The organism is Lysinibacillus sp. BNK-21 (assembly GCF_048684915.1).
Taxonomy (GTDB): Bacteria; Bacillota; Bacilli; order Bacillales_A; family Planococcaceae; genus Lysinibacillus; species Lysinibacillus capsici.
This window is the reverse complement of the sequence record NZ_JBLQTS010000001.1, coordinates 4,583,482-4,609,005: the sequence shown is the minus strand read 5'-3', so window position 1 is coordinate 4,609,005 and position 25,524 is coordinate 4,583,482. Positions and strand designations below refer to the sequence as shown.

23 protein-coding genes and 1 riboswitch are annotated in these 25,524 nt (G+C 36.6%); of the genes, 6 read left to right on the top strand and 17 right to left on the bottom strand.

Annotation, left to right across the window (positions count from 1 at the left end):
* Window positions 1-14 precede the first annotated feature (14 nt).
* Both ACMGGO_RS23035 and gnd read left to right on the top strand, forming a co-directional pair.
* Window positions 15-1,361 (top strand): GntP family permease, encoded by a 1,347-nt coding sequence (locus ACMGGO_RS23035; protein WP_103119026.1) that lies wholly within the window; start codon window positions 15-17, stop codon window positions 1,359-1,361.
* Between the two features lie 26 nt (window positions 1,362-1,387).
* Window positions 1,388-2,788, top strand: a complete 1,401-nt coding sequence (gene gnd, locus ACMGGO_RS23030) for a decarboxylating NADP(+)-dependent phosphogluconate dehydrogenase (RefSeq protein ID WP_103119027.1) — start codon at window positions 1,388-1,390, stop codon at window positions 2,786-2,788.
* A gap of 53 nt (window positions 2,789-2,841) precedes the next feature.
* Here gnd and ACMGGO_RS23025 read toward each other — a convergent pair whose 3' ends face one another.
* Window positions 2,842-4,386 carry a histidine kinase N-terminal 7TM domain-containing protein gene (locus ACMGGO_RS23025; protein ID WP_103119028.1) on the bottom strand — a complete coding sequence of 515 codons (1,545 nt, stop codon included), beginning with the start codon at window positions 4,384-4,386 and terminating at the stop codon, window positions 2,842-2,844.
* Window positions 4,387-4,481: 95 nt separating this feature from the next.
* Here ACMGGO_RS23025 and ACMGGO_RS23020 point away from each other — a divergent pair, with 95 nt between their 5' ends.
* Window positions 4,482-4,814, top strand: coding sequence for a BRCT domain-containing protein (locus ACMGGO_RS23020; protein ID WP_103119029.1), 333 nt, complete (start codon window positions 4,482-4,484; stop codon window positions 4,812-4,814).
* 44 nt (window positions 4,815-4,858) lie between these two features.
* Here ACMGGO_RS23020 and ACMGGO_RS23015 read toward each other — a convergent pair whose 3' ends face one another.
* The 5 genes from ACMGGO_RS23015 to ACMGGO_RS22995 all read right to left on the bottom strand — a co-directional run bounded on the left by ACMGGO_RS23015 (window position 4,859) and on the right by ACMGGO_RS22995 (window position 10,561).
* Entirely contained in the window at window positions 4,859-5,947 is a 1,089-nt protein-coding gene (locus tag ACMGGO_RS23015; protein ID WP_420282287.1) for a DUF4179 domain-containing protein, read from the bottom strand.
* On the bottom strand, window positions 5,944-6,498 hold the full coding sequence (locus tag ACMGGO_RS23010) for a sigma-70 family RNA polymerase sigma factor (RefSeq protein ID WP_103119031.1): 555 nt from the start codon (window positions 6,496-6,498) through the stop codon (window positions 5,944-5,946). Before ACMGGO_RS23010 ends, ACMGGO_RS23015 begins: the two co-directional genes overlap by 4 nt.
* A 193-nt stretch (window positions 6,499-6,691) precedes the next feature.
* Window positions 6,692-7,366 (bottom strand): peptidylprolyl isomerase, encoded by a 675-nt coding sequence (locus ACMGGO_RS23005; RefSeq protein WP_103119032.1) that lies wholly within the window; start codon window positions 7,364-7,366, stop codon window positions 6,692-6,694.
* Between the two features lie 155 nt (window positions 7,367-7,521).
* Entirely contained in the window at window positions 7,522-9,390 is a 1,869-nt protein-coding gene (locus ACMGGO_RS23000; protein WP_420282286.1) for a leucine-rich repeat domain-containing protein, read from the bottom strand.
* A 160-nt stretch (window positions 9,391-9,550) separates the two neighbouring features.
* Window positions 9,551-10,561 (bottom strand): GNAT family N-acetyltransferase, encoded by a 1,011-nt coding sequence (locus ACMGGO_RS22995; RefSeq protein ID WP_420282285.1) that lies wholly within the window; start codon window positions 10,559-10,561, stop codon window positions 9,551-9,553.
* A 226-nt stretch (window positions 10,562-10,787) separates the two neighbouring features.
* On the opposite strand from ACMGGO_RS22995, the gene ACMGGO_RS22990 reads away from it, so the two are divergent.
* Complete coding sequence (locus ACMGGO_RS22990; RefSeq protein WP_257962082.1) at window positions 10,788-11,771, top strand: tRNA dihydrouridine synthase; 984 nt, start codon at window positions 10,788-10,790, stop codon at window positions 11,769-11,771.
* A 38-nt stretch (window positions 11,772-11,809) separates the two neighbouring features.
* Here the strand turns inward: ACMGGO_RS22990 and ACMGGO_RS22985 are convergent, their stop codons facing one another.
* A complete protein-coding gene (locus tag ACMGGO_RS22985; RefSeq protein WP_103119035.1) occupies window positions 11,810-13,057 on the bottom strand; it encodes a TerD family protein in 1,248 nt (415 codons plus the stop codon).
* A 244-nt stretch (window positions 13,058-13,301) separates the two neighbouring features.
* On the opposite strand from ACMGGO_RS22985, the gene ACMGGO_RS22980 reads away from it, so the two are divergent.
* A complete protein-coding gene (locus ACMGGO_RS22980) occupies window positions 13,302-14,492 on the top strand; it encodes an MFS transporter (RefSeq protein WP_420282284.1) in 1,191 nt (396 codons plus the stop codon).
* A 116-nt stretch (window positions 14,493-14,608) separates the two neighbouring features.
* Here ACMGGO_RS22980 and ACMGGO_RS22975 read toward each other — a convergent pair whose 3' ends face one another.
* From ACMGGO_RS22975 to queF, 5 genes are all read right to left on the bottom strand, one after another.
* On the bottom strand, window positions 14,609-15,148 hold the full coding sequence (locus ACMGGO_RS22975) for a VUT family protein (protein WP_112116933.1): 540 nt from the start codon (window positions 15,146-15,148) through the stop codon (window positions 14,609-14,611).
* 41 nt (window positions 15,149-15,189) lie between these two features.
* Entirely contained in the window at window positions 15,190-15,918 is a 729-nt protein-coding gene (gene queE, locus ACMGGO_RS22970) for a 7-carboxy-7-deazaguanine synthase QueE (protein ID WP_420282283.1), read from the bottom strand.
* The gene (gene queD / locus ACMGGO_RS22965) at window positions 15,911-16,381 is read right to left on the bottom strand and encodes a 6-carboxytetrahydropterin synthase QueD (RefSeq protein WP_374805778.1); all 471 of its coding nucleotides are present in this window, start codon (window positions 16,379-16,381) and stop codon (window positions 15,911-15,913) included. Before queD ends, queE begins: the two co-directional genes overlap by 8 nt.
* A gap of 3 nt (window positions 16,382-16,384) precedes the next feature.
* Complete coding sequence (gene queC, locus ACMGGO_RS22960; RefSeq protein WP_054548829.1) at window positions 16,385-17,044, bottom strand: 7-cyano-7-deazaguanine synthase QueC; 660 nt, start codon at window positions 17,042-17,044, stop codon at window positions 16,385-16,387.
* 104 nt (window positions 17,045-17,148) lie between these two features.
* A complete protein-coding gene (queF, locus tag ACMGGO_RS22955) occupies window positions 17,149-17,649 on the bottom strand; it encodes a preQ(1) synthase (RefSeq protein WP_004233404.1) in 501 nt (166 codons plus the stop codon).
* Between the two features lie 125 nt (window positions 17,650-17,774).
* A riboswitch (PreQ1 riboswitch) is annotated at window positions 17,775-17,821 on the bottom strand.
* A gap of 309 nt (window positions 17,822-18,130) precedes the next feature.
* Here queF and ACMGGO_RS22950 point away from each other — a divergent pair.
* A complete protein-coding gene (locus tag ACMGGO_RS22950) occupies window positions 18,131-21,880 on the top strand; it encodes a S8 family serine peptidase (RefSeq protein ID WP_420282282.1) in 3,750 nt (1,249 codons plus the stop codon).
* A 199-nt stretch (window positions 21,881-22,079) separates the two neighbouring features.
* Here ACMGGO_RS22950 and ACMGGO_RS22945 read toward each other — a convergent pair whose 3' ends face one another.
* The 5 genes from ACMGGO_RS22945 to ACMGGO_RS22925 all read right to left on the bottom strand — a co-directional run bounded on the left by ACMGGO_RS22945 (window position 22,080) and on the right by ACMGGO_RS22925 (window position 25,282).
* Window positions 22,080-22,808 carry an amino acid ABC transporter ATP-binding protein gene (locus ACMGGO_RS22945; RefSeq protein ID WP_167444822.1) on the bottom strand — a complete coding sequence of 243 codons (729 nt, stop codon included), beginning with the start codon at window positions 22,806-22,808 and terminating at the stop codon, window positions 22,080-22,082.
* 27 nt (window positions 22,809-22,835) lie between these two features.
* On the bottom strand, window positions 22,836-23,501 hold the full coding sequence (locus ACMGGO_RS22940) for an amino acid ABC transporter permease (RefSeq protein WP_004233396.1): 666 nt from the start codon (window positions 23,499-23,501) through the stop codon (window positions 22,836-22,838).
* Window positions 23,502-23,532: 31 nt separating this feature from the next.
* Window positions 23,533-24,315, bottom strand: coding sequence for a transporter substrate-binding domain-containing protein (locus ACMGGO_RS22935; RefSeq protein ID WP_004233393.1), 783 nt, complete (start codon window positions 24,313-24,315; stop codon window positions 23,533-23,535).
* A 232-nt stretch (window positions 24,316-24,547) separates the two neighbouring features.
* Window positions 24,548-25,027, bottom strand: a complete 480-nt coding sequence (gene rlmH, locus ACMGGO_RS22930) for a 23S rRNA (pseudouridine(1915)-N(3))-methyltransferase RlmH (RefSeq protein WP_279493514.1) — start codon at window positions 25,025-25,027, stop codon at window positions 24,548-24,550.
* 90 nt (window positions 25,028-25,117) lie between these two features.
* On the bottom strand, window positions 25,118-25,282 hold the full coding sequence (locus ACMGGO_RS22925) for a CxxH/CxxC protein (protein WP_004233391.1): 165 nt from the start codon (window positions 25,280-25,282) through the stop codon (window positions 25,118-25,120).
* Window positions 25,283-25,524: the final 242 nt, after the last annotated feature.

Here is a 25,524-nt window from a genome sequence, read left to right as displayed (position 1 = left end):
GAGGAGGAGAATACATGCCATTAGTTATTGTAGGTATTGGTATTATTGCGCTGTTAATTTTAATAATGGGCTTTAAATTAAATACGTTTATTTCATTAATCATTGTTTCATTCGGTGTTGCTTTAGCTCTTGGGATGCCTTTGGATATTATCGTAAAAACGATTGAAGCAGGGTTAGGTGGAACATTAGGTCACTTGGCACTAATATTTGGTCTTGGAGCGATGCTAGGAAAATTAATTGCCGATTCTGGCGGTGCACAGCGTATTGCCATGACCCTTGTGAATAAATTTGGAGAAAAGAACATTCAATGGGCAGTTGTAGCAGCATCCTTTATTATCGGTATCGCTCTTTTCTTTGAAGTAGGTCTTGTGCTATTAATCCCAATTGTCTTTGCTATTTCAAGACAATTAAAGGTTTCTATTTTATATTTAGGAATTCCAATGACCGCAGCCTTATCTGTCACACATGGATTTTTGCCACCACATCCTGGACCAACTGTTATTGCTGGCGAATTTGGGGCAAATATTGGTGAGGTGTTGCTTTATGGCTTTATCATCGCCATTCCGACTGTTATTTTAGCTGGACCATTATTTACAAAATTAGCGAAAAGGTTAGTGCCTGAATCATTCAACAAAACTGGAAATATTGCCTCTCTAGGTGAACAAAAAACATTTGAACTAGAGGACACACCGAGTTTTGGAATAAGTGTTTTTACTGCACTATTACCCGTTATTTTAATGTCCATTGCTACTATTATTACACTGTTACAAAAAACAATTGGCTTTGAAGATAATGGCTTCTTAGCAGGTATCCGCTTCATCGGTGAAGCTGGTACATCCATGTTAATTTCCTTATTAGTTGCCGTCTATACAATGGGTATCGCAAGGGAAATTCCTATTAAGCAAGTAATGGAGTCATGTACAACAGCAATATCCCATATCGGTATGATGCTCTTAATTATTGGGGGCGGTGGTGCCTTCAAACAAGTTTTAATTGATGGTGGTGTCGGTGATTATGTAGCTGAACTCTTCCATGGAACTACCTTATCGCCAATTTTACTAGCATGGATTATTGCGGCTATTTTACGCATTTCATTAGGGTCAGCTACGGTTGCTGCTTTAACAACAGCTGGTTTAGTCATTCCAATGTTAGGTCAAAGTGATGTAAACCTTGCCTTGGTCGTGTTGGCAACAGGTGCAGGAAGCTTAATTGCTTCACATGTTAATGATGCAGGTTTCTGGATGTTTAAAGAATATTTTGGATTGAGCATGAAGGAAACATTCGCTACTTGGACCTTGCTAGAAACAATTGTATCTGTAGCTGGTTTAGGGTTTATTTTATTACTTAGTTTATTTGTTTAAAAAATATTTAAAAAGGAGCAAGTACAATGTTAAATACAATTGGCGTTATTGGATTAGGTGTTATGGGCAGTAATATCGCTTTAAACATGGCTAATAAGGGCGAGCAAGTAGCCGTTTATAATTACACACGAGATTTAACCGACAAACTTCTACAAAAAGTTGAAGGACAAGCGCTTACTCCTTACTATGAAATAGAAGAGTTTGTACAAGCTTTAGAAAAACCAAGAAAGATTTTTTTGATGGTGACAGCTGGGAATGCTATTGATTCAGTTATTCAATCAGTAGTGCCTTTCCTTGAAAAGGGCGATGTCATTATGGATGGCGGCAACTCTCATTATAAAGATACAGAGCGTAGATACGATGAACTTAAAGCTTTAGAAATCGGGTATTTAGGGATTGGTATTTCTGGTGGTGAAGTAGGAGCATTGACAGGACCATCTATTATGCCTGGTGGTGATCAAGAGGTCTATAACAAAGTAGCACCTATACTGACAAAGATTGCAGCACAAGTGAATGATACACCATGCTGTACGTATATTGGTCCCAAGGGCGCAGGTCACTTCGTCAAAATGGTACACAATGGAATCGAGTATGCAGATATGCAACTCATTGCGGAGGCCTATACGTTTTTAAGAAAAAATATAGGATTATCCGTTGAGGAAATTGCTACTATCTTTGAAACATGGAATCAGGGCGAATTGAAAAGCTATTTAATCGAAATAACAGCTGAAATCTTAAGGAAAAAAGATGAGATAACAGGATTACCACTGATTGATATGATACTTGATAAAGCTGGTCAAAAAGGTACTGGGAAATGGACAAGCCTGCAATCTATAGACAATGGTATTCCTACATCAATTATTACGGAGGCCTTATTCGCTCGCTATATTTCATCATTAAAAGAGGAACGAATTCAAGCAGAGGCAATACTATCTGGACCAAATTATAAACAACAAAATCTAGATAAAGATGTCTGGATTGAATACGTCCGCCAAGCGCTATATATGGGGAAAATATGTGCTTATGCGCAAGGATTTACACAATATAAAATGACATCAGAGCTTTATGAATGGCGTTTACCATTAAAAGATATTGCATTAATTTTCCGTAGTGGTTGTATTATTCGAGCAGAATTTTTAAATGTTATTAGTGAAGCCTATCAAAAGCAACCTTCTCTAAATAATTTATTAATTGATCCGTACTTTGCAGAAAAGACGATGGACTATCAAAATGGATTAAGAAAAATAGTTTGTGAAGGCATCCAAGCAGGAAACGCGTTCCCTTGCTTGAGTGCTTCTCTCACATATTACGATAGTTATCGAACAGGTTCATCTAATGCTAATATGTTACAGGCACAACGTGATTATTTCGGTGCGCATACGTATGAACGAATTGATGCACAAGGTGTTTTCCATACAAATTGGTAAGTAAAAAGCTAAAATATACATCATTGCCTCAATGATTGTATATTTTAGCTTTTTTATTCTAGAAAAACATGTACTCGATTACGGCCTGCTTGTTTTGCCGCATACAGTGCTTTGTCCGCACTGTTTAAAAGCTGATACAGTGTCTCTTGTCCCTTTGTGCCTTCTGCTACACCACAGCTTATAGTAGCACGAATTGCTCCCTCAGTAGTCATAAGTGGCTGGGATTCTACGCTATTACAGAGCAAATTAGCTAATGCTTGCCCCTCTAATAATGTAGAGTCCTTGAGTGCAAGAACAAATTCCTCACCGCCATACCGTGCAAACAGTTCTCCTTTTTTCAACACACTCTGACAAACCTTTACGACATGAACTAGTAATTGATCACCGATAGCATGCCCATACGTATCATTGACGTTTTTAAAATGATCGATGTCCATTAAAATGACAGTAAAAGCTGAGGATGATTCTCTTGCCTCGCTGTAAGCCTGATTACATTGTTGAAAAAAAGCTCGACGATTATAAATTTGTGTAAGTTCATCGTAAAAAGCGAGTTGCTCTAACTGTCTTTGTAGCTCCTTCAACTCTGTTATATCAGTGAAAATAAGTAATAACCCCTTACCATGATTAACATGTTGCAGCTCTGTAACACGCACTTGATAAGTATGATCAGAAAGCACCATCTCGATGTCTTGCGTATTCACCACTGCCTCCAATGTAAATGGTATCGGTTGTCCAGTTACTTCAAGCCATGTTTTCCTAATATCCCTACCAATCATGGATCTGGTTAGCTGAGGAAATACCTTGCTGCAGGCTTGGTTAAACTCTATTAATCGAGCAGATTCATCTAAGACAATAACCCCATCATTGATACTATGAAATATTGCATCCTTGGCAACAGGCATCACCCTAAATAACCGTGAGGAATTAATAGACCATAAATATAAAAATGAAGAAGCCCATAATACCATAGGAACAGGATCAACTCCTTGAGGTGTTAAGCCCAATAAATAGATGAATGCTGTTATCATAGGAATAAGTTGACCACACATTAAGGCAATTAATTGTTGCCGGTAGGCCTTAGTAGTCTCTTTCCAATGGATTAATACTAATAAGAAGGATACGAACATACAGCCAAAAGTAAATATGCCATGAATGATATACCATATGCCAATTTCCTGATGAACATAAGGTGCCCCTAATATAGGATCTATTTCAAATACTCTATAATGAAAATGGTGTATATCATTTGTAGCAACCATGACTAAGCTAATAAATGGAATGGCAAGAAGAGCCATTATCTTTTTCCTTGTCAGATGAAAGCCTAGGTATTGCATGATAAACAATAATCCGAGAGGCGTTGAAAAAGCCATACCTACATATTGGATGGCCGTCCAAACCTTTATGGCACTTAATGTTGTAGCGATTAAACCAAAAGCAGAGGCAAAACAATATACCGCAATTAATGCGGTATAACTAATAAACAATTGAGCAATTTTTGTATAATTGTAGCGTTTTAGAAATACGTATAAACATAAATACAAATTTAGTACACCTGATGTGCAGCTAAGAGTAATGAAAGCAGTCAATTGCGAATTCATGTCTATGTACCTCTTTATATTTTTAATTTTAATGTAGCATACATATAAAATTTTGTGGATTTATTTATCGATTAATTTTTTAAGGAGTAACGAATATGATTAATAAGGATAACTCAGAAATCATTTTCTTTTCTGATCCAGTTGAAAATCTAACCCACCCCTTTTATAAGAAACAAATTGTATTCACAGGCGCCCTTTCTACCATGACACGATCCGAAGCCTTCAAACAAGTAAAAGCCTATGGAGGGTATTTACAGGGAGCTGTTACACAACATACTGATTTCGTTGTGCTTGGTAATAAACGTAGGGGTATAAGCGCCAAGCAGCATAAAGCTGAGCAACTAATCCGTGAGGGGCAAGACATTCAAATATTAATAGAAGATGATTTTTTATGGCTTATTTCAATCCCAAAGAAAGATGATAAGTAAAAAGAGTATGTAAGGTTGTTCTTCTTACATACTCTTTTAATTTTTTACTTTATCGGAACAGCAATAGGCTTTAATGTATATGGCTCTTTTATCGGTTCTAATGCCCCTGTACTATCCTTAATTTTGTATACACCTACTACAGGGGTGATCATAATCGAGGTAGCTTGTTCATCAAATTTATTTGCAACAATACGAGGGAAATTTCCACGCCCTTGAAAATCTGTACTATGACTAGTTCCTCTAAAATGAATGACATTATAATCATTCCCTAAATCATCTGTCACAATATAGTCAATGAGAACTCCTCGCCAAGCTTCATTTTCTTTTTCCACCAAGACTTCTTCGGAAAGATAAAATGTTGTAGCGATAGGTGTTTTGGTTATTTTAAAAGCTTCAATTTTTATACCTTCCCCTTCTGTTTTCATACTATCTTTTTCCACCTTTATTGTTTCACTTTCAAGCTTCTCTAAAGTAAATTCAAATGCCCAGTCTCCTGCTACTGACTTATTTACATTATTTAAATCAACAATTTGATTTCCTTGAAAATTAATGTGAACTTCCTCGGGCTTAGAGCCTCTAATGAGTTCAAAAATATACAATACTGCATACTCATTGCTGTTTATTTTTTGAACCAAATAATTTGTTGAATAGCCACCATATCGATACCTATTACCAAATTCCTCAGCAGTTAGTTCACGATTGTCACCATATAAAACTGGCCTTTCTCCTAAATCCTTTTCACTTTTTATAGTGTAAGCAATAGTAATATTTTCACCATCATATACAGCATCTGTAACAGTGACTTCAACTCCATTACTTTCTTGGCTCACTCCGACACTTGTAGAATACTGATCATAATTGTTAAATACATACCTTTCATCATCAATAAACAATCCGAATACACTTCCAATAAATGGTAAATTTGCAGCAAATGTAGGAAACGAATAACCAATTGTCATACTGGATGCAATAAAAAAAGTAGCTGCAACAATAAAATTTTTAATGAAATGCCTTTTCTTTTTAACTATCAAGACATTTCTTTTCACTCTCTCTTTTTCAAGTGAGCTCACTTCCATCGGCTCTATATTTATATCAAGATTTAAATCATTAAATTGTTTATATAGCTTTTTCATGTCATACTTCCCCCCAAACGAATTTGCTGTAATCGTTTTTTCCCACGATATAATCGATTATCAATAGCGGCTTTTGTTAAACCACAATGAGTAGCAATTTCTTCGTTTTTCATATTTAAAAAGTATTTCATCGTAAAAATATCCCGGTCTAACTGCTCTAATTGCGTCATCATGATGAGCACTTCCTCTGTTGTTGTCTTGATTAAGTATTCCTCTTCAGCCGATATTGCGGCTTCACCTGTTTCATTTAGCTCATAAAAATATGGCGTTTTAGACAACCTTCTTTGTTTCGATATGGCTTTAAACTTTGCTATCGTGCAAATCCATCTTCTAAAATCCTCTTTATCGCCTCTAAATTGTTTAGCATTTTCATAAGCCCCTAGAAATGTATCACTAATACATTCCTCTATTATTTGAGGATCATTATAGGATTTTAGAGCATTATAAATAATCGCTTTGATAATCCCCATATATTCCTCAATGACATATTGAAGTGCTTCTTCTCGTTTTTTCTTAAGATGTTTTATAAAATTTTCATCTGTTACCCTCATGCAAACACCCTTTCTTCCATAAACATAAAGGATCCTTTATATAAAACATCGCTCAATCTTAAATTTCTTCTCATATTACTCAAAAATATTTATAATTTCAATTTTTTAACAAATATAAAAGGCTAAATCTCAATTGATTTAGCCTTTTTAATATTTATAGTATAGATTTTAACCAATAGCATTGGGACGAAAACTATTTGTTTACCTTAGGTGCTGGATAATCAAAGCCCTTTGTATCCACCTCTACCTTTTTCATCTGCTGATCTTCTAGTGGTTTATTTGTAGCATCTCGCTCTGCTCCAACAATGGCATCAACTGTTTCCATACCTGCAATCACCTTGCCAAAAGCAGCATATTTTCCATCAAGATGTGATGCTTCCTTTACCATAATGAAAAATTGTGAGCCTGCTGAGTTTGGATCATCTGAACGAGCCATCGAAATAACACCACGTTCATGCTTCATATTATTTTCAAATCCATTTGAGGTAAACTCACCATCAATCGAATAATCAGATCCTCCAGTACCATTCCCTTTAGGATCTCCACCCTGAATCATAAAATCAGGAATAACCCGATGGAAAATAAGACCATCATAGAATCCATCTTTTACTAAAGCAATAAAGTTAGCTACTGTATTTGGTGCTACAGTAGGCTCCAATTCAATAACAATTTTTTCATCATTGCTCATCGTAATCGTCACAATTGGATTTTCCTTCACTTTTGACGCATAATCCATTGTTTCTTGTGTTTCTTTAGCTGTTTTTCCCTCAGTTTTCTCACTATCCTTAGCTGTACCACAGCCTGTCAAAACAACAATAATGGCTAGCAGAGATAGCATAAAGAACAAACCTTTATTACGTACGAACATATCCTTTTCAACTCCTCTTGTTAAGCATCAATTCATTATAAAACTATCCAAACTGTAGGACAAATCCAAGAGAGACAATGACAGAATATTCCTGTCATTGTCTCTTTTTATTTCTACTATATTAATTTCGTAGGTTGCTATTAATTCACATTATTTCAATAAATCATAATTCCCTTGTCTAATACAGATTGATTTTGTACCTGATTCCCTAAAATATATAGTTTTTTTAAGTTGGGCAAATTCACTAAGGGTTCTACATTCGAAATAGCATTATTTTCTAAATGAAGCACCTCTATTTGTTGCCAATTTCCCAAGAAATTTAACGATTGTAGTGAACTATCTTGTAAAGTGAATGAACGTAAATTTGTAAAGCCAGCAAAGTAAGGCATGATCTTATCTACTTCTTGCACCCATTCCCCATTACCAATTTGAATGGAAACATCATTTAAAGTTAAATGCTCCAGCACGTTGTTCGTAAATGGCTTGCTATTCACCTGAAAATTACATTCATTACAGATTAACATTTTTACATGCTGCAAATTGAATAAGTCATTGGTTTCATAAAAGAGGGTCTCATTTAAATTGATTGTTTGCAAATGAGGTAGGTCATTTAATGAACGAATACCTGTAAGAATTCCATACTCCATGACTGTAAGCTGTTCTAGCTGTGGGTATTTCAGTAGTTCTGCACCATTCAATTGCGAATCCGATCCACTTATAGAAACCGTCAAATCTCTTAAAGCGGGTGCTTCTAGCTGTGGTAAAAATGAACTCTTCAGCTCTGCTTTTTTCAAATGGGGCGCTACAATCGATGAAATATCACCATGATAGCCAGTTAACGATAACTCCGTCAATGACGTTAGACTGTTAACCATATCCAACAATTTCACTTGACCAGGAGAAGCTAAACGTAGCTTTGTTAAAGATGACATATTTCTAAGTCTATCTAAATTGATGATATTCATGTTTTCAAGATCTAAAGATTGTAGTTTAGGCATATTTTGTATAAAATCAAGTGTTTTTAAATTTCTTACTGAGGTAAGTTTTAATTCTTGTAATTGAGTCAATGAGTATAGTGGGCTAAAATCTGTAGCTTCACTAATGTCTATTGCTAACGATTCTAGATTAGTTAGTGTAGACAGCCACTTTAAATCATTAATTGATTTTAAGGAAAGTGATTTCAGCGATAATTTATTTAGAATCTGAAAATCTGTCACCTCTTCAGCCACATAAGATAGTTCTAGAGATTGAAGATTGGGGAACTCTAATAATAAAGCAAGTTCATCATTACTTCTAATTTGGATAGAGAGCTCTTTAACATTAGACTTATCACTAAAATATCCTGCGATTTTACTAAATGATTCATTAAAACTACCTGTATAACTTTTTAAGTTTTCAAGATGTTGGAAGCTTACTTTTTCACTTTGTGATATTTCATAATCATTCATGAGCTTTAAAACCGTTAATCCAGTAAAGGCCTCAAAGTCCTTTTGTTCAATTTTTTGCGTATTTAATAATTTATCCATAATGATATAAGTAGAAATTTTAGCTTCCTTATTTGTAAAAGGATCTTCTAGACTATAATCAAAATGCCATTGATCGTCAGAATAGTAGGCAGCCAAATATCGAATACTTGCAATCTCTTCTTTTGCTGGCATCGTCCCACCTTTATCAAAAATATCTTTTAAAAAGAACAGTAGAACTTCACTTTCAGGCATTGTTCGAACGGATAGTTCTTCACGGTTTCCATCCTCTGTTTGATTACTACTTAAAAGAAAATACCCAAGGAATACACACATCATGACAATTGGTATCATAAAGAGCAGCTTTAAATTTGTTTTTGGACGGGATGGTGTATGAGGAGAAGCTGTTCCATAATAATTATTAATCGTTTGATCAACATAATAAATTTTATTCTCTTTCAACATGATTTCCGTATCACAAAAAGGACATTTGAATGTTTGCTCTTCTTTATATTCAATTTTCCCATTACAATTTGGACAATTTAATTTAATAAATTCCACTGGCAGCCCCCCAGCACTATTTTTCCATTAAGCTTAGTTGTCTAAAAAATAAATGTCAATATTTACGAAGTATAGGCAAGCAATCTAAAACTAAATTTTAAGTGTCTAGCCAGCTGTTTGAATTCTTCATAACAGCAGAATTTAATAAATCTAACTAAATTTACAATAATCCTATACTTGGGTTATTAAAGTTTGCCCAGGCTATATCACTGTTAATGTACCTAACCATTCTATAGGCTACTGGCTTAAAACCGCACTTTGGCCAAAATGCCGATGCAGCAAGATTAGTTATTCTCCAATCTGTAATGATATTCTCATAGCCCGCCTCTTTCATCCTTCTACAGCCTTCATCCATCAACTTTTTTCCCACACCTCTTCCCATTTGTGAAGAGTAAGTACCTGCAATCGTTAGCTCTATTGCATGCTCAGGTGTCATCAAATCTGAATGTATAGGATAATATTTTTGAAATCCTAATTCCTGCCCATCCTTTACTGCAACGAAACATGTATCATCATTCTCCTCTACTATACTTTTATATGAGTCTTTTATGCTCATGACAACCTCAGGGAATACAGGCTCAAATGTAGGTGCGGAATTTTGATACGATTGAATGATCCTAGACATTTTCCCCATCATTTCACTATCCATTTTATTTGCAACCCTAATCTCTGCATTACATGTATTTTCAAATGGTTTATAATCCCCAATGTTCATGACCCCATGTACTTGTTGTATAGAAAAGCTTAATCGTTGGTAGGCATCATAGTAAGCCTGATTTCCAAGAGGGATGATCGTGTAATGCATAAAGCAACCTTGCTCTAGCCATACCACTGAAATCTCTGCATATAATTTTCTAATAAGCTCAGCGGATTGATCCTTTCTGATTGCCAACCCTTCATATGGTACCCATACATGTCTGCCTCTTAGAGAGTCATTCTTGATGACTCCGATTAAATATCCTACTAGGTCATCTTTAATAAATGCTCCAATCCCCTTAATAGTATTATGAGCAAATAAGTTTTCAAGCATATTTGTTATATGTTCAGCATGAAGACAGCTGTTGTTTAGAAATGGATATACTTCACCCTCAAGGCTCTGTCTATTTTCGAGTAATTCAGCCATTGTGGGTACATCATTCACATCGATTGTTTTATATTTATATTTTCCCACTTCAACTCTCCCCCCCTAAATTTCTACATTATATTACATATTATATCATTATAGATAATACAGGATTTTGCTGGATATTTTTAATTACTTTCTAATCTAAGAGAGCCAAAGTCTAATTACAATGATGCATTTCTATCCTTAAGCTAAGCCAATTAACTATGTAGAAATAAAATAAATATGATATCTTTTTGCAAGGTAGTATTTTGGAAAGAGAGGATTTTTAGCAATGAATCAAAAAAATTTCTGGCTTGATTTACCACGGCCATTCTTCATTTTAGCTCCAATGGAGGATGTGACAGATGTTGTATTTCGTCATGTCATTCAGGAAGCAGGGAGACCCGATGTATATTTTACGGAATTCACCAATACGACGAGCTATTGTCATCCAGATGGGTTAGATAATGTACGTAACCGCTTAGCTTTCACAGAAGATGAACAGCCTATTGTTGCACATATTTGGGGAGACAACCCTGAACATTTTCGTCAAATGAGTATTGGTATGAAGGAATTAGGCTTTAAGGGAATTGATATTAATATGGGTTGCCCAGTTGATAATGTAGCAGAAAGAGGTAAAGGAGCTGGATTAATTCTTCATCCTGACCTAGCCGCAGATATTATTCAAGCAGCCAAAGCAGGAGGCTTACCCGTCAGTGTCAAAACAAGACTTGGCTTTACGGATGTAGCAGAATGGCGTGAGTGGCTTACACATATTTTAAAACAGGATATCGCCAATCTTTCTATTCATCTCCGTACAAGGGAAGAGATGAGCAAGGTCGCTGCACATTGGGAATTAATTGGAGATATCAAAAAACTACGTGATGAAGTTGCTCCCCACACATTACTGACGATCAACGGTGATATTCCTGATCGTTTAACAGGTCTAAAACTAGTTGAGCAATACGGTATCGATGGTGTAATGATTGGGCGCGGGGTGTTTTCAAACCCATTTGCCTTTGAAAAGGAACCTAAAGAGCATAGTGCCAAAGAATACCTTAATTTACTATACTTACACCTTAACCTTCATGACCACTATTCCAAGGAATTCGAAACACGTTCATTTAAAGCATTACAACGTTTCTTTAAAATATATGTACGTGGCTTCAAAGGGGCTAGTCAATTGAGAGTTCAATTACTGGGTGCACATTCTACGGATGAAGTCCGTGAATTACTAGCTACGTATATTGCCCACGAACTAAAGGAGAAAAAATAAGAGGAGATTGGCTTCGCCACTCTCCTTTTTATTTGCTTTTACTTGTAATCATTTATTGGGCCTTTATCCATTAGAACTTCTACCATATTAGAAGAGCCCATCTTCAGCTTAGGTCTACGTTCAGAATTTGGTTCACTATAAAGCTCTAATGGGCTGATAATCACACCATCTGGAGTATTATGAAGTATTCCAGGCACACAGGAATAAATTCTATCATTATTATTAGCATTTTTAGCAAAAATAGTAACGGAGGTTCCATTATGATTATCTATACTCATAGACACCTTATATCTGTAGAATGAGCCTGTGCCATTTGATTGGGCGGAATAAACCACAGGAACAACAGCTAAAACATTATTATTTAATCTCAATTTGATTACTTCAGTTTTTGTTGAACCAGCATCTCTCCCAACATCCCCCATGTGTTCGACTACCCCGTTGTGAAAACTCCTAAGTGGGGGTGTATTTTTCGCCCCAAACATAGCTACATCGATCTGCTGACCATCCTTTGTATAGACTAAAGCATATATATCGTAGTCAGTACCAGTTTGCCATGATACCGTAGCAGTAATTTCAGGCGTTTTATCAATGATAACTGGCTTTTGACCTTTGGTGAGACTGACATTCCCCTTTACCTTTTCAAGATTTATCTGTGATAACATGTTTTGTCTATTTGTACTTTCTGGAACATTTAATGATTGATCAGGTTCTATCAGCATTTGTTTTTTTATAGTTGTTGATTCAGAAAGCTTGTTTTGTTCTTCAGGTTCAACCTCAACACCGTAATTTTCACATAACCCCTCTAACCCAGAATCAAATCCCTGCCAAATAGATCTCACCTTTGTCTGACTATTTCTTAGATATAATTCTAATACTACGATTCCATTTTCATTTGCAAAATTAGCTGGTGCTAAATTGATAATATTGTTATCAGTACGTATTTCTGCCTTTAAATTTTTCACATTTGAAAAACCTCGGCTATTATCTTCTGTAAGTGTTATAGCTATTTTAGTAATACCTTCAGGGATTTTACTCATGTCGAAATTCATTTTATGTATTTTTATATTCCCTACATTCTCAGGTGGTATCAGGGTAGCTGCACCAGATAAGCTAGTTGGTTGATTATAAAATATAATGCCGCTATCTCCTTGTACCTTGTTTACATCCGTTAAAAGGAATGCAGTTAACGAAATATCGATCGAATTAGACATTTCGTAGCTAATAGTAACACTACCTTTTTGGGAACTTATAACTGTATTTGCTCCCATCTGAAGGAATTGAATCATGTGAATCCCCCTTATCCCCTTATTATGTATAGATATCAAATTGATAAAATTGTAAAGTTAATCTTCCAATTAAAAAATTCGAGTAATATTTACAAAATCCTTCTTTAGAGGAAGAAAGTTGGAAACAAACACTGATATTTACAGGAAACCAATCTAATTTCTCACAAATGCATTTTATGATATGATGTTTAAATTGTGTGTCTACTAAGTAGCACAGTTACATTCTTCAAAGAAAGAGGTATTTATGCATCATACACAGTTATCCAAGCGACATTGGTTACTTATCTTAACACTTGCATTATTAACATTTGTTCTTGGGACAAGCGAATTTGTTATTGTCGGGATCTTAACTGATATTTCTTCAAGCCTTCATATGACAAATGCAAAAGCAGGCACACTCGTTTCTGCGTTCGCTATCACATTTGCCATCGCTACACCACTCGTGATGTCAGCAACAAGCCATTTTCCAAAGCGTAAATGGATGTTGTTTTTGATAGGTTCCTTCATTGCCTTAAATGCTCTGTGTGTAATTTCAACGAGCTATATTATGCTCCTTATACTTCGGGTTATGACCGCGATTGTAACAGGTGTATTGATCTCTCTAGCCATGATTGTTGCAAGCGAAACCATGCCGATTAATAAACGCGGCCTTGCTATATCATTTGTTTTCGGTGGTTTTACACTGGCCAATGTAGTTGGAGTACCCATTGGAATTGTAATCGCTGAATGGTACGGCTGGAATGCCACTTTTATGTTAACCACTCTTCTCGGAGGGTTGGCGTTTGCGGCATCTTTTTTTGTCTTACCTACTCGACTCAGCCAAGTACGAAGCTCAATACGGGATCAATTTTCTATAATGATTCAGCCTCGAATTTTAATTGCCTTTTTCATTCCTGCTCTCGGGTTTGGTGCAACCTATGCAGTCTTTACGTACCTTGTTCCTATTTTAAAGGGAATGGGTGCACCAAATAATTCTATAAGTTTAATCTTATTCGGCTACGGCTTTCTTTCGATTTTCAGCAACATTCTTGCCGGTAAAATTGCCACTCACAATGCCATCGGCCGACTTCGGTTTGTCTTTCTCGCACAAGCTATTGTATTGACAAGCTTATTTTGGACAACAAACCATTTTATTTTAGGATTAGCGAACATCGGACTAATGTCACTAATGGCCATCCTCTTAACAACATCTACTCAACTTTATTTAATAGATTTGGCCGAAATTTATAAACCAGATGCTAAAGGACTCGCTGCTTCTCTTATGCCCGTGGCAAGTAACGTAGGCATCGCTTTTGGGTCTGCATTAGGCGGCATTGTATATCATCAAGGAAATTTGATGAATGTCACATGGGTCGGTGGTATAGTTGCCGTCAGTGCAAGTCTACTAACTTTCTTTAGTTATCATTTAGACCTTAAACAAAAGAAAACAGCATAAAAAATGCAAGAGGTACCTTTGAAAGAATATAAATCAAACAGACCCATTCGAATAAAGCGAATGGGCCTGTTTTTAAAAAGCTTACTTGTGATCCGTATCTTCATAATAAGGAATAATTATTCTGGAATAATATATTTTTCTTTCATTGGCCCTACTTTATTTAAAATAATTGCGCCAATCATTTGTATAATCGTCTTCACAATAATTTGCCCCAAAATGGCGGCAGGTACCGCTTCCCATGGCAATATATTGGCACCAAGTGGACTTAAGCCGATTACTACGAAAATTGCAGAATCTAGAAATCCTCCAACAAGACCACTGTAGAACACACGCCAAGCCATTGGTAATTTTAATCGAGTATAAATTTCAGTATCAGCCGTTTCAGCGACAACAAATGATAGTGCTGAGGCTACCACAATTAAAAGTGTATCACCTAGTAGGAATGACACCACAGCTGATAAAATTAAAGCTGTAATAATAAATAAATACGTCTTTTTTCTACCATATTTATTTTGTACTAGATCCCGAAAAATAAAGGTTGCCCCAATTAAAAGCGTTCCCATTGGGACAATAAACATACCAAAATGGAAAGGTGCAAATGCTGCCGTTACCACATTAGCAATAACAATAGATAATAAATAAAATAATATTCTCAAACTATTACTCCTCAAGTAAATTTAATTTTTGTAAGAGCACCCTACACGCCTCTTTTATTTCCCCAAACAAGGGCATGTAACTGTGGTAGTACTTTAACATCTCTTAAATCCTCATCCTTCATTACTCTATCAATCAGTGCACGATATTTATCCAATAAATGCATCATTAATTGTGAATTATCAGTTGCCGTGAGATTATCATTACCGACTTGAAGATAAAAAGGAATCATGGGATATCGATGGTGAATTTGTTTAGCATAATCGTAATCCTCTTGATTAAAAACGACTATTTTGAGGGATACATGGTGATTGCTGTTCCGATCTTTAAGTTTTTCGAAGATATAAGAGAGCACCGAGTAGTCTGTGGTCATTCCAGAACTAGGTGGCTTTGGTGAAATTGTCAGTTCATCAATCTCATACATCCACTTTTGCCACCTACTCCCCTGTGTTTCTACACCGATTTTTATGTCATTTTCTTTTAAAATGGCAATAAGCTCTGCTAAATTCGGATTGAGTGCAGGATTGCCGCCTGAAATTGTGACAAATGAAAAACCATTGCCCCCTAAACGCTTCAACTCAGACCAAATCTCTTCCGCTGTCATTTGGACAATAAGGTGCTTTCCACTGCCATCCCACGTAAACGATGAATCGCACCAAGAACAGGAATAATCGCAGCCCGCAGTTCTTACAAACATTGTCTTCTGGCCAACGACCATACCCTCTCCTTGAATCGTTGGCCCAAAAATCTCGATAACAGGTACTTTACTCAACTTCCATCCACTCCCGTCTAGCTTCTGCATAGCTTGTTGGAGTCTCATAAAGCCTGATAAACTCTACACGCACACCGTTATATCCTTCATCAAGCAAAGCCTCAGTCAACTTTTCGTAAATCCAAACAACAATGTTCTCTGCCGTCGTATTCATGGATGGAAGCGTTTCATTTAAATAACGGTGATCCAAATGAATCTCTATTTTATGTTTCCATATTTCTTTTATATCGCCGAAATCAATCATCAAACCACGTTCATCTGTGTAGCCACTCAGTCCTAATATAGCTCGATAGGTATGCCCATGTAGATTTTTACATTTCCCTTCATAATGATGTAGATGGTGGGCAGCATCGAAGGTAAATTCTTTGCTTATGAGAACACGCTTTGCATGATATTTCAATTGATTTCTTTGAATATCCACATCAATTCTCTGGAGTCTCTCAACGATTTTAAAATCTGACATGCCTTAAGACTCCTTCCTATAACTTAAATACTCATCAAGCCCTTTATTTCGCAATTTACATGCTGGGCATTCACCACATCCATCTGCTATAACACCGTTATAGCAAGTCAACGTTCTTTGTCGTACAAACTCAAGTGCCCCAAGCTGATCAGCTAATTCCCATGTTTGTGCCTTATTCAGCCACATCAAGGGTGTATCAATCACAAAGGAATCATCCATCGATAAATTTAACGTTACATTTAAGGATTTAATAAAGACATCTCGGCAATCCGGATATCCACTAAAATCAGTTTCACAAACACCTGTTACAATATGCTTTGCCCCTACTTGGCTCGCTAAAACGCCCGCAAATGAAAGAAAAAGGAGATTGCGGCCAGGCACAAAAGTCGATGGGAGCTCACCATTTTCTCCGTCCTTCACCTTTATGTCTTGTCGTGTCAATGCATTCGGAGCAAGTTGATTCAGGAGAGACATATCAAGTATGTGATGCTTGATACCAAGCTCCTCTGTTATCACCTTCGCACAGTCAATTTCAAGACGGTGCCTTTGACCATAATCGAAAGTTACTGCCTCAATCTCTTCAAAGCGTTCTTTTGCCCAGAACAAACAAGTTGTACTGTCCTGACCTCCACTAAATACTACAATTGCTTTTTCCTTTTTCATCTATATAGACTCCCTTATATCGAAAAAACAGCACTCTAAGAAAAAGTGCTGCTTTCTTCTTAGTTTTTTTAAGAGGGTAGCTAAAAACCTCTGTCTTGCTTCATTTATCGATTATCAATTTTTTCTGGGTTAAGATCGTGGTTCATTAAACGATAATTGGCGATTTCTTCGTATTTAGTTCCTGGCTTCCCATAGTTACACCATGGATCAATCGAGATACCCCCACGTGGAGTAAATTTCCCCCAAACCTCTATATATCTTGGATCAAGTAATGCAATTAAATCATTCATAATGATATTAACGCAATCTTCATGGAAATCGCCGTGATTTCTAAAACTGAATAAATACAACTTTAGAGATTTACTTTCAACAATTTTTTTATCTGGGATATATGAAATGTACATCGTTGCAAAATCCGGCTGATTTGTAAGCGGACATAAACTAGTAAACTCTGGACAATTAAACTTAACAAAATAATCTCGATTAGCATGAAGATTATCCACTGCCTCTAATACCTCAGGTGCATAATCATAGGAATACTTTGTACCTTGATTACCTAATAGGGTCAAATCCTTTAATCCTTCTTCATGACTTCTGCCAGACATAAAAAAACCTCCTTGTAAAATGTTTCCCAACACTTTTCAAGAGAGGTATCACCAATCATTCTATTTAAAACATAAGTAAACAGATAAAAAAAGCCACGTCCGATATGGACATGGCATATTGTCATGTTTCCATAGTTTTTTATAGAGGGTATCAGCTATGAACCTCTCCCGTTCTAGTTCGGGCATTCTTTTCTTCAATATCGTACAAAAAATAATACAGGACGTCAAATAGATTTTTTATAAAACTCTTAAATGATAAAAAGTATGAATTACTGTAAGTCAATACTCATTTGAAAGTTCTACTTTTTTATTAAATTACTATGAAAATAGAATTAATTTATTTTTGACAAAGTAATACTAATTATCAATATTTTGAGATTTTTCAATATTACGATATTCGAATTATCTCACCTGTGATAAATTGGAAATATCACACTAAACTGAAAAGTGTGATAATTAAGAGTGGAGGGAGAAATGAGATTTGAAAAAGTTTAAGTTTACGAAGTTTTTAAGTAGTATGATAGCTTTCGTTATGGTGCTTTTTCTATTGGTTCCATTATCGAGTGCTAATGCTGAAGATTCGAAACCATTCAAGCAGGATAGCCAAAGTGAAAGTATACTTCAATTAAAGGCGGCTATCGCTGAACAGCTAAGCTTGTCTAAAGATGGTCCAACTCTTCACGAAAGCTTACAAAATGTATCAGGCAATCAAGAAGTTGCAGTCATCGTACATTTATCTGAAAAGCCTGTGGCACTAGAGCAAGGAATGAGCCAATTGAAAGGCCAAAAGTTCTCTAATGCGCGAGCAAATGAAGTTCGATCAAATGTAAAATCTCAACAAGCACAAGTTAAGAAAGAATTAGCTACTAAAAATGTTCAAATGACTCAAGGCTACACATTTGATACTGTTTTAAACGGTTTTGCAGCAACTGTGAAAGCAAATGATCTCCCAAAGCTGCTTTCAATAGAAGGAATAACATTAATTGAACCTGATGCAATTGTTTACGCATCTGAAGATAATACAATGAAATCATCAGAACTGATTAAGGAAGATCAATTAGAGGCTCAAATGAATACAAGTATTTCTTTCCTCGGCATCGAACAGCTTTGGAATGAAGGAATTGAAGGACAAGGTATAAAGGTAGCAGTATTAGATACTGGTATTGACACAGATCACCCTGAGTTCGCCGGAATTTACAAGGGTGGGAAAAACTTCATTCCAAATTCATCAACTTACACAAAGCCTCGGGCAGATGACGATGCATCGGAAACCTTGCCTTCTGAGCGTCCTGCTGGAACACCTGAATTTAATGAAAAGGGAAGCTCGTTCTATACTTCTCACGGTACCCATGTTGCTGGAACTATTGCAGCAATTGGAGCTAACAATTTCGGCATTAAAGGAATTGCTCCAAAAGTAGACCTTTATGCTTACCGTGTTCTTGGTGCATATGGAAGTGGGGCTACATCTGGTATTGTTAAAGCAATTGAAACGGCTGTAACAGAAAAAATGGACATAATCAACCTTTCTCTTGGTGGGGGGGCTAACTCTGAAACGGACGCAGGTTCATTTGCTATTAATAATGCAATGATGGCTGGAACAATCGGAGTAATTGCAACAGGGAACTCCGGCCCAAATCGAGGAACAATGGGCACGCCTGCAACCGCTCGTTTAGGAATTGCTGTGGGTAACACAACAAATCCAGAAACAATGTATAACGGTGAAGTGAATGTTACAGTTGGTGACTACAACTTAACAAAACAGCTCCCATTAATGGGAACAACTTTTGGAAGGGATTTAGCAACACAGCTTCAAGGAGAATTTGACCTAGTTGCTATTCCTGGAAACGGAGAAGTAAAAGACTATGAGGGAATCGATGTAGAAGGTAAAGTGGCATTAATCTCTCGTGGCAGTATCGCATTTGTTGATAAAATTGCGAATGCAAAGGCAAATGGAGCAGTCGCCACAATTATTCATAACTTTGCTGGTGGAACAAATGCACCTAATATTTCAGGTACATTCCTGGGTGATTCTTTTGCTTTTCTACCAACATTTGATATGTCCCAAACGGATGGCAATGCAATTCGTGCTGCATTAGCCGGTGGAACTGGAAAAGTTAGCTTTAGTCAATTTACTTCCACAAAGACACTGGGAGATGAAGTAAACGATTCAAGTTCCCGTGGCCCATCTACGCCAAACTTTGATATTAAACCAGATGTAAGTGCACCTGGAACAAACATTATGTCAACGATTCCAATGTATAAAAAGGACTTCCCTAATGCAGATTATGCAGAGGCATATGATCGTAAAACAGGAACTTCTATGGCAACACCGCATATTACAGGTATTGTTGCATTACTTAAACAAGCAAATCCTGATTGGAATGCGTTCGACATAAAAGTGGCGCTTTCTAATACAGCAAAGGTTTTAGATAAAACAAAATACGATGTATTCTCTCAAGGTGCAGGTCGTGTAAATGCTTATGCTGCAGCACATCCAGAAATTCTTGCCTATGCATTGGATAGTGCAATTTTAGATGGAACAGGAGCTGTTTCAGAAAACTTAAAAGGGACAGTTACTTTTGGTCCACAATCACTTAAAGACCAGGATATTTCCGTAACGAAACAAGTTTTAGTAAAAGATATAAAGGGGAACGGCGGTAATTATAATGTATCAATTGATGTGACAAAATCATTTGGTGATGCAACTGTTACAGTCGACCAGCCAACATTTAATTTAGTTGGTGAGCAAGTGTTAAATCTTACATTAACGGCTTCACAAGCTACAGCTCCAAACGGCTCGGAAATACTGGGGTATATTCACATCAGCGGTGGTGCTACAGAAATTTCATTGCCATTCGCAGCTGACTTTGGAAGCGAGGCAGTAACTGAAATTAAAGATTTAAAGATTACAGAAACAGACCTCTCCTTTAATGGAGATGGCGTGAAAGATTCAGCTGTACTTTCATTTACATTAACTGGCGATGTAACAACTAACTATATCGAGCTATGGGATATTATGAATCCTCAAGGTGGAGAATATGGTGATGGCTACATCGGTTATCTACATGCAGGTACTGCGCTAGGAAAAGGCTCTTATACGCTGAATATCGCTGGGCAATACAAACCATGGGGAACAGAACCTGCCACAGCAATTCCAGATGGTCTCTATACTATTGACTTTACTGGTCTTGCGGCATCAGGGGTAGTTTCCGATTATGTTGGACCAATTATCGTGAAAACGACTAAACCAGAAATTACTGGTTCAGTAGCTGAAGGTGTCGCTACAGGAAAGGTAACAGATAAGTATATCGACTACAATGAAGAGTTATATTTATATGGTTTAAACTACAATTTAAATGATAAATTAAAAGCTTCCTATATTGCGACTGTGAATGGCGAAATACAAGCGCCAGTTCCTTTTGAATTAAATCAAGACGGTAGCTTCACATTCCCAGTAACAACAGAAACTAATGCTGTATCAGTAAAAATTGAAGACGCTGCAGGGAATGTTGGTGAAGCACTAATATTTGAAAAAGATGTAGTTGAACCAAAAGTAACACTTTCTGTCAATCCAACTGAGCTAGACCTAACAGCTGGGGAATCTGCACAACTTACGGTAACAGAGACATCTACTCCTCCAGAAGGTGAAGCAACAGAGGAAGATGTAACTTCAAAAGCAACTTATGTTGTGGGAGATGAAAATGTTGCAACAATAGCAAATGGATTAGTAACTGCTGTAGGTGAGGGCACGACTACGATTACTATTTCATATGGTGATCATGAAGTTATGGTAAATGTTACAGTTAAAGCACCTGTTGTAGAAACACCAATCGTAACACTAGAAATTGATCAAGCTCAGGTTGAAACTAGAATAGGTAAAGAGGTTATGGTTAAGATTACTGAAGTAACTACTTTTGAGGGTAGAACAACAGAAAAAGATGTTACTACGCTTGCAACCTACGAAGTAGCAAATGATAAAATAGCTACTGTAAAAGCAGGAGCTGTAAAAGGTAAAGGTCAAGGTACTACGACAATTACAGCAACGTATGGTGACCACACATTAACATTTGATGTATTGGTTGAAAAGCCGGGCAATGGCAATGGCAATGGCAATGGCAATGGCAATGGTAATGGTAACGGCAATGGTAATGGTAATGGTAACGGCAATGGTAACGGCAATGGTAACGGCAATGGTAATGGTAATAATGAAGTTACCGAAGTTGAGTTATAATTAAATAAGTACAGTTCCAGCAAAAAGAGAAATTGCGCTTTGCAATTTCTCCTTTTGCTATTTAAATTTCACTTACTCATGATAAGGTTGGCTGTAACGAGTCTATGTGCAGTTTTTCTGTACATGCTTTATCTAGTAATCGAATATTTAATGCAAAACCATAAGAGATCCTAACATTACCGTTCAGAACCTTTTAGTTTTATTTAAGCATTGTTGCAGTTAAAAATTCTCGTGTTCTCTCCTCTTTTGGATGATTGAAAAATTGTTCAGGTGTGCCGCGTTCAATAATTCTCCCATCATGCATATAGACAATCCAATCAGCTACCTCTTTTGCGAATCCCATTTCATGGGTTACAACAACCATAGTCATTCCTTCTTCAGCCAAATCTTTCATGGTTGTTAAAACCTCTCCCACAAGCTCAGGATCGAGTGCCGATGTTGGCTCATCGAAAAGCATAATGTCTGGTTCCATCGCAAGTGCTCTAGCAATCGCCACCCGTTGCTTTTGCCCCCCTGATAGTTTACTAGGATAGACATCCGACTTATCCTCCAAACCTACTTTTTTCAGTAATTGTTTTGCTTTTATGATAGCTTTTTCTTTGTCTACACCCTTTACCATAACAGGTGCTTCAATAATATTTTCTAAAACCGTTTTATGTGGGAATAAGTTGAAATTTTGAAACACCATCCCAACCTTTTCTCTAATCTTGTTAAGATCATCTGTCCGTGGATTGACTTCATTTCCCTCAATTATAATATTGCCATTATCTTTTCTTTCTAAAAAGTTCAAGCAGCGAAGGAGGGTGCTTTTCCCTGACCCACTAGATCCTATTAGACAAACAACATCGCTCTCGTAGACTGTCATGTCGATATTTTTCAATACATGTAAGTCTCCAAACGATTTATTCAATTGACTTATTTTAATCATTTCCTTAGTGTCCAATTTTTTCAGCTCCTATCTGTCGCTTACTGCTAATTTTAATTCAGTTCGGTTCACTACAAATGTCATCAACGCTACCAGCAATAAATAGTAGACTGCTACAATGAGTAAGTAGGTCATTTCATCGAAATTATTCGACCCAAGTGTTGTCGCCACATTAAACAGCTCATTCATGGAGATAAATGCGGCTAACGAAGAATCTTTTAAACTGATGATAAATTGATTGCCTAAAGGCGGCAATGCTCTACGGAATGCCTGTGGGAGAATAATCCTTCTTAATGTCAGTGTCTTTGTCATTCCCAAAGAGCGTCCTGCTTCAAATTGGCCATTATCGACTGACTGAATTGCTCCACGAAGGATTTCAGAAATATAAGCTCCATTATGTAGCGCTAGAGCAAGGGAAGCAGCCCAAAAATCAGGAAGAAGGAAAATCCCGCTAATTCCGAAGTAGAGGATAAATATTTGAACAATCAGTGGTGTTCCTCGAACCAAATAGACATATATATCTGAAATAAGTTCTAAAATTTTTATATTAGAAATTTTTAATAAGGCAAAGACTAGTCCGATGATGATTCCCAGTAAGATAGAAACCACCGTCAGCTCTAATGTTAAAAGCATAGCTTTAAAGAATACACCTTTTGTTTCCATTAGTATTTGAAAAAAATGCGAAAAACTTGGCAAAGTACTACTTCCTTTCTTTTATAGCATTGGTTTATTCTGATTTTTTGGTAATGTCCTCACCAAAATATTTGATACTGATTTGAGTCAATGTTCCATTTTCCCGAAGTTGTTCCAAAGATTCATTTACTCGCTTCAATAGCTTTGGATTATCCTGAGGCAACACAATCGCTTGTTCACTGCGATTAATTAATTGCTGTCCTTTAATCTTAAAACCTTCCTTTTCAGCAGTTTTTCCTGTAACAAAATCTGTAATTACTGCATCATGACGCCCACTACTCAACGCCTTTAATGCCGTAATATCGCTGTCATATGTTTTGATGTTGTCTGTATACTTGGAAGCTGTATCGGCATATGTTGATCCTTTTGCAACAGCTACTTCCTTTCCCTCTAAATCTTCAACAGTCCTAATTTTACTATCCGGTCTGGTGAAAATTTTCGGCCCTGAATAATAATAGGGGGTAGAGAAAGAAACATGTTTACTCCGCTGCGGGTTAATCGTGTGACTTGCAACGGCTGCATCCGCTCTTCCCGTTTTCACCCCTTCAACAATCCCTTTGAACTTGATTCGTTTCTGAACCGGCTCAAGGCCCATTTCCTTTGCAATCGCTTCACCAACCTCAATATCAAAGCCCGACATTGTAAGATCGTCATTTATATAACTAAATGGCTTAAATTCACCAGAAGTAGCAAAAACAAATTGATTTTTATTGATCAGTTCAGATCCATCTTCAAGCTTCTGCTTCTCTCCACAACCAGACAACATGCAGGCTACGATTGTACTTAAGACCAATAAAAACTTTTTATTCAACAACATGTTGGCTATAACTCCTTTCTCTTTCGATTATTCCTACAATCCTTTCTTGCTATATAACTTGCTTATGATAGTTAATACCCAATCCACTCCCAATAAAACAAAAAAGTATCAGGCACTTTTAATAGTGCCTGATACTTTTTCTACAAATTTCGAATTATATAATTATCTTTCAAGTCTTCTCTTTCCTCTAAAAATGTAGCTTTTTAGATGTATAGAACTAAGAAAACCGCACTTACTTATGATACGGTTCACCCTTCATAATCCTAAAACTACGATAAATCTGTTCCACTAGCACAAGCTTCATGAGCTGGTGAGGAAGTGTCATCTTACCAAAAGATTGCTGCTCATCTGCACGCTTTAACACATCTTCATGTAGACCGAGGGAGCCGCCGATGACGAAGGCGATTTTGCTTTTGCCGTAGGTCATGAGGGATTCGATGTCGGCAGCCATTTGTTCGGAGGTTTTCATTTTGCCGTTGATGGCTAGAGCAATTACATAGGCATCCGGATTGATTTTCGTTAGGATGCGTTCGCCCTCTTTTTTCTTGACGATATCTATTTCAGCTTCACTTAGTTGTTCAGGTGCCTTTTCGTCTGGCACTTCAACCAAATCCATTTTTGCATAGCCGCCAAGACGTTTTACGTACTCATCGATCCCCATTTTTAAGTACTTTTCTTTTAGTTTGCCGACTGATACAATCGTTATATTCACACGTTATCCACCTTTACAATTCATTTACAAACAAATTATCCACAAAAGTTATCAACATATCCACAAGCACTCTCTATATATTGTGTAAAGTTATTTACTTGATACAATATATTCTGCTGCCTGTTCACAGTAGCTACACTTTGTGGATAACTTTTTATCCTCTTCGATTTTATCCATAATTGGGAACACTTTTTGCTCTGCTACAAACATGTCTAAAGCGTGATCTATATGGCTTTCACAGCTGTACTTTTCCATTTTTTGATGTCTCCTTATTTTCCGAAATTTCCACAAACTTATTCACAAATCAGTCTATGTTATCCACAATCTATTGTAACAAAGTAATAGCATGTATGGAAGAAGTGCCTTTTACTCCCGATTTACTGTGCGGAATTAGTATTCGCAATTTTCTAGTTATCCACAATATTTCATAAAAGTATTTTCTCCATCCTCATAAAAAAAGCGATGGAGATTGATTAGATCTCCATCGCTTTTCATAT

Excerpts from the sequence above, each read along its gene's own strand:
- ACMGGO_RS23035 (WP_103119026.1), top strand. The coding sequence starts at position 15 with ATGCCATTAGTTATTGTAGGTATTGGTATTATTGCGCTGTTAATTTTA.
- gnd (WP_103119027.1), top strand. The coding sequence starts at position 1,388 with ATGTTAAATACAATTGGCGTTATTGGATTAGGTGTTATGGGCAGTAAT.
- ACMGGO_RS23025 (WP_103119028.1), bottom strand. The coding sequence starts at position 4,386 with ATGAATTCGCAATTGACTGCTTTCATTACTCTTAGCTGCACATCAGGT.
- ACMGGO_RS23020 (WP_103119029.1), top strand. The coding sequence starts at position 4,482 with ATGATTAATAAGGATAACTCAGAAATCATTTTCTTTTCTGATCCAGTT.
- ACMGGO_RS23015 (WP_420282287.1), bottom strand. The coding sequence starts at position 5,947 with ATGAAAAAGCTATATAAACAATTTAATGATTTAAATCTTGATATAAAT.
- ACMGGO_RS23010 (WP_103119031.1), bottom strand. The coding sequence starts at position 6,498 with ATGAGGGTAACAGATGAAAATTTTATAAAACATCTTAAGAAAAAACGA.
- ACMGGO_RS23005 (WP_103119032.1), bottom strand. The coding sequence starts at position 7,366 with ATGTTCGTACGTAATAAAGGTTTGTTCTTTATGCTATCTCTGCTAGCC.
- ACMGGO_RS22990 (WP_257962082.1), top strand. The coding sequence starts at position 10,788 with ATGAATCAAAAAAATTTCTGGCTTGATTTACCACGGCCATTCTTCATT.
- ACMGGO_RS22985 (WP_103119035.1), bottom strand. The coding sequence starts at position 13,057 with ATGATTCAATTCCTTCAGATGGGAGCAAATACAGTTATAAGTTCCCAA.
- ACMGGO_RS22980 (WP_420282284.1), top strand. The coding sequence starts at position 13,302 with ATGCATCATACACAGTTATCCAAGCGACATTGGTTACTTATCTTAACA.
- queD (WP_374805778.1), bottom strand. The coding sequence starts at position 16,381 with ATGTCAGATTTTAAAATCGTTGAGAGACTCCAGAGAATTGATGTGGAT.
- queC (WP_054548829.1), bottom strand. The coding sequence starts at position 17,044 with ATGAAAAAGGAAAAAGCAATTGTAGTATTTAGTGGAGGTCAGGACAGT.
- queF (WP_004233404.1), bottom strand. The coding sequence starts at position 17,649 with ATGTCTGGCAGAAGTCATGAAGAAGGATTAAAGGATTTGACCCTATTA.
- ACMGGO_RS22945 (WP_167444822.1), bottom strand. The coding sequence starts at position 22,808 with ATGATTAAAATAAGTCAATTGAATAAATCGTTTGGAGACTTACATGTA.
- ACMGGO_RS22935 (WP_004233393.1), bottom strand. The coding sequence starts at position 24,315 with ATGTTGTTGAATAAAAAGTTTTTATTGGTCTTAAGTACAATCGTAGCC.
- ACMGGO_RS22925 (WP_004233391.1), bottom strand. The coding sequence starts at position 25,282 with ATGGAAAAGTACAGCTGTGAAAGCCATATAGATCACGCTTTAGACATG.